Consider the following 3,147-nt stretch of genomic DNA (forward strand, 5'->3'; position numbering starts at 1 on the left):
TTTTTGTTTATCGCGTTAGCCGAGGGCAGGCGATAAGCAAAGCGTTAACCCATAACTAATTTACTTCTTACGCTTAATTCACAGATGCGTGATAAACCCGCCGGGCTGAAGGATAACGCAACTAAAATAGTTATTACCCAATGTGGGGTATGGAGGTGCTTATGTCAGAACGACCCGATGATGTCACTCCGCTGCCTGATGATGCGCAGGTGCCCGGCGAAGAGCCGCTTGATGACGATGATGATACCGGCACCGGATTGCCTGAAGACGATGGGCAAAAACCGATCTAATCGATAAACCTCCCGCGGGAGGTTTTTTTATCATGTGGGTATTGGCTGTGGTGGAATCAATAGCTTCCCCAATCATTCCCATTTCCATTCAGCACGGTGGTTTATGCTGTTCACGTTGAGGCGTTTTTCTTCGCGCGCCGGGTACGCAGATATTCTTCCAGATAAGGCAGCAGTTCAAACACCACGATTGCGCACAGTACGCCAATAATATAACCCTGCGGCAGCGGATCGGCACGCAGCGTAAGAGTAAGCCGGGGCGTTTCATTGCCGGCCCCAAACAGCGCGAGAAATTGCGGCCAGTGACGGGAGATCACCAGTAGCAGCGCCATCAGCGGCACCATTTCGAGAAAACTGTGGATGTGTTGTTCGACCGGCGTCACTTTTCTGCTTTTCACCGCATAGCTGACGTCCCATAACGCAGTGGCTTCATGACAAAAAAACAGCACGATCATTAGCGCAATAATCAGCGCATTCACCTCAAGAAATAATGCCAGCAGCAGCGGAGTGCCCATCTCCAGAAACATTAAAATATGTATCCACGTTTCTTTAACGCCGGAGGTATGCTCTATTTCGGTTGCGCGATGACAAAGCCAGTCGGCAAAGCCAGCAATAAGCCAAACCGGTAAGACAAAATAGAGTAACAGCAACATTTGTGGATCAAGACTGTGCATCAGCATATCCTTTATTTCAGCGTAATAACCAAGCATAGCCATGAAAATTTAATCAGGGTAATGGTGGTGGGCGTTAATTAAGCCAGACGTAAAAATGCCGCCGGTAATAATACCCGGCGGCAATGAGGACAATAAATTTTCAGGGCAGGGCGCGGTAAGTACTGATGCCGCTAACGGTCAGGCCTGCGGCTGGCCTACCGGTCCTTTACTCATTGGACCGCCGGGCACCGGTTGTTCTGCAGGGACATTAGGGCGTCCGTCCGGGCCAATTGGCCGTTCAGGTTGCTGACAGCCAGCCAGCGCGGTCAGGGTGGAGAGGATTAACAGACTGGCAAACAGGCTCTTCATGCGATGATTTCCTGAGAATCGAAAGATAATGTCCGCCGCACGCGCGACGGCGGACCGGACGATAACGCATTAAGGTTCTTCGATACGTGCAACATCCACACGGGTATTTTCGCCACGGCCATACACTTTGCCGCTCACCCGGACCTGATCCTCGGCGTTATAGGTTTTGCCTTTGAAGGTATCGGCTGCAGCCTTAATGGTCACGGTGCCGGTGCTGTCACGAAACTGATAATTATCACCGCTTAACTTTTTAACGATATAACCTTCCAGCGTGACATAGCCGCCCTGACGAAAATCCCGAATCTGTTCGATATGCGTCTGGCCGGTGTCTTCAGAACCTTTATAACCGGCGTCCTGTTGTTTCTGTGGCGGCGGGGTTTTACCGCCCTCAAAGCCGCCCTGTTCAGCGATAGCGCCCAGACTAAACACCATCAGCAGTGACGCCAGTACCGTTTTTTTCATCATAATCATTCCCTCTTGATTGCAACATTCCACAATGACTTAAGCCTGGCACAGGATCGCGCATCCCGGGAGCCGTTACGCTGAATCGTTATTTAACACGCTTGCCGGAATGTCGATGCGATCGCCCAGCGACCAGCGTTTCTGCCCCAGCACGCGCTGCGGCGTGGTGTCCGGTACGTTGAAATAGTAACCGGCGGCGCCGTTATCGTCGGGCTGCGCTTTGAACAGCGTGTCCGGACGGATGCCCATCTCATTGAGGTCGTCGTCGCTTAACGCAAGGTAGGTGGCTAATGCAGACTGGCTCATGGCTTTCCTCCTGTCTTATGGGTACGTATTCAGTTAAGCATCGATTGGTATTTATGCCATCGGCTGCGCTTAATGCAGGCGGTGATGATTTGACGAACGCCAGATGCTGTTCTTGACTGAGTCGTACAGGCATCAAATTGAGGTCGCTACCATGACTGAGCTATTCCATATTATTTCCGTCGGTACCCTTGTCGCCGGACTTTATTTGCTCAATTAGCGCATTTATTAAGCGTGATAACATTGCGTGAGATAATACGTAAGTGACGTTGTCACATATTACGCATCGTCATGCTGAGCGCAACGCAGCGGATATTTGCAGCAGCCAGCCACAGCGAAAAATGGTATAACAGGGCGCATTGATTGATGGCCGCTTAACAGGATTTCGCATGGCAGCAAATACACACTATCTTCTTTGGGTGATGATTGGCACGCTCACCATTCTGAGCATTTTTATCGGCGCGATTGTCGGTCAGGCCAAAACGCCGCGCACCGGATTGCTGACCTTTGCCGGTTTGTTTGTCGGTTTTATGCTGGCGATCTTTTTAATCACGCGTTAGCCGGGGATTCGTCATAGCCAACCTATGATTTTCAGCTGCGCCGTTACCAACTGCTGCCGTTGCGAATATGGCCCCAGCGCGGGGTGATATTCTGCTCCAGCTGATATATCAGCGCCAGAATCAGGTTGAGGTTATAGCGGGTCACCTCATTATGTTGCGTGATACAGGGTGATGACGATTCAATCAGATTGAAATTACTGTATTTTTCCAGCAGCCCGAGGTGCGGTAACACTTCCTGCTCGCGCTGATGATCGGCCAGAGCAGTAAACAGATAAATATTTTTCTGTGTCTGGCGATCGCGTCGCAGGGCATTGGGCAGGTATTTATTTAGCAACGCGACCGCAGCCGGGCTTATCTCTCCCATCATCGCCTTCCCCACACTGGGCCAAATCTGGCTTGCATAGTCACCGAGAAAAAACTGCGGTACTGCAGTAATAATGTTTCTGATGTTGTGGCGGATACCAAAGTAGAGCGCGGCACTGCCGCCTTTCGACGCGCCGAGAATGGTCACGT

The 3,147-nt window shown here is 51.1% G+C and carries 6 protein-coding genes and 1 pseudogene; 2 read left to right on the forward strand and 5 right to left on the reverse strand.

From position 1 onward, the window contains the following. The first annotated feature begins 161 nt into the window (after positions 1–161). Positions 162–290, forward strand: a complete 129-nt coding sequence (locus QMM04_RS21790; protein WP_021510004.1) for a hypothetical protein — start codon at positions 162–164, stop codon at positions 288–290. Positions 291–400: 110 nt separating this feature from the next. On the opposite strand, the gene QMM04_RS21795 is transcribed toward QMM04_RS21790, so the two are convergent. From QMM04_RS21795 to QMM04_RS21810, 4 genes are all read right to left on the reverse strand, one after another. Next, the gene (locus QMM04_RS21795) at positions 401–961 is read right to left on the reverse strand and encodes a diguanylate cyclase (protein WP_199189155.1); all 561 of its coding nucleotides are present in this window, start codon (positions 959–961) and stop codon (positions 401–403) included. A gap of 177 nt (positions 962–1,138) precedes the next feature. Beyond that, positions 1,139–1,309, reverse strand: a complete 171-nt coding sequence (locus tag QMM04_RS21800; RefSeq protein ID WP_058774586.1) for a hypothetical protein — start codon at positions 1,307–1,309, stop codon at positions 1,139–1,141. A 69-nt stretch (positions 1,310–1,378) separates the two neighbouring features. Next, on the reverse strand, positions 1,379–1,771 hold the full coding sequence (locus QMM04_RS21805) for a NirD/YgiW/YdeI family stress tolerance protein (protein ID WP_058757753.1): 393 nt from the start codon (positions 1,769–1,771) through the stop codon (positions 1,379–1,381). Positions 1,772–1,846: 75 nt separating this feature from the next. Next, entirely contained in the window at positions 1,847–2,077 is a 231-nt protein-coding gene (locus tag QMM04_RS21810; RefSeq protein ID WP_058781840.1) for a hypothetical protein, read from the reverse strand. Between the two features lie 386 nt (positions 2,078–2,463). Between QMM04_RS21810 and QMM04_RS21815 the strand changes: the two genes are divergently transcribed. Beyond that, positions 2,464–2,634 carry a hypothetical protein gene (locus tag QMM04_RS21815; RefSeq protein WP_165899336.1) on the forward strand — a complete coding sequence of 57 codons (171 nt, stop codon included), beginning with the start codon at positions 2,464–2,466 and terminating at the stop codon, positions 2,632–2,634. 43 nt (positions 2,635–2,677) lie between these two features. Here the strand turns inward: QMM04_RS21815 and QMM04_RS21820 are convergent. Then, positions 2,678–3,147: pseudogene (locus tag QMM04_RS21820) on the reverse strand (hypothetical protein); the annotation flags it as partial.

Source organism: Pantoea sp. Pa-EAmG (assembly GCF_030024295.1).
Lineage (GTDB): Bacteria > Pseudomonadota > Gammaproteobacteria > Enterobacterales > Enterobacteriaceae > Pantoea > Pantoea dispersa.

Bases quoted from the DNA above. Each gene is read 5' to 3' on its own strand.
- QMM04_RS21815 (WP_165899336.1), top strand. From the start codon at position 2,464: ATGGCAGCAAATACACACTATCTTCTTTGGGTGATGATTGGCACGCTC.
- QMM04_RS21800 (WP_058774586.1), bottom strand. From the start codon at position 1,309: ATGAAGAGCCTGTTTGCCAGTCTGTTAATCCTCTCCACCCTGACCGCG.
- QMM04_RS21790 (WP_021510004.1), top strand. From the start codon at position 162: ATGTCAGAACGACCCGATGATGTCACTCCGCTGCCTGATGATGCGCAG.
- QMM04_RS21795 (WP_199189155.1), bottom strand. From the start codon at position 961: ATGCACAGTCTTGATCCACAAATGTTGCTGTTACTCTATTTTGTCTTA.
- QMM04_RS21805 (WP_058757753.1), bottom strand. From the start codon at position 1,771: ATGAAAAAAACGGTACTGGCGTCACTGCTGATGGTGTTTAGTCTGGGC.
- QMM04_RS21810 (WP_058781840.1), bottom strand. From the start codon at position 2,077: ATGAGCCAGTCTGCATTAGCCACCTACCTTGCGTTAAGCGACGACGAC.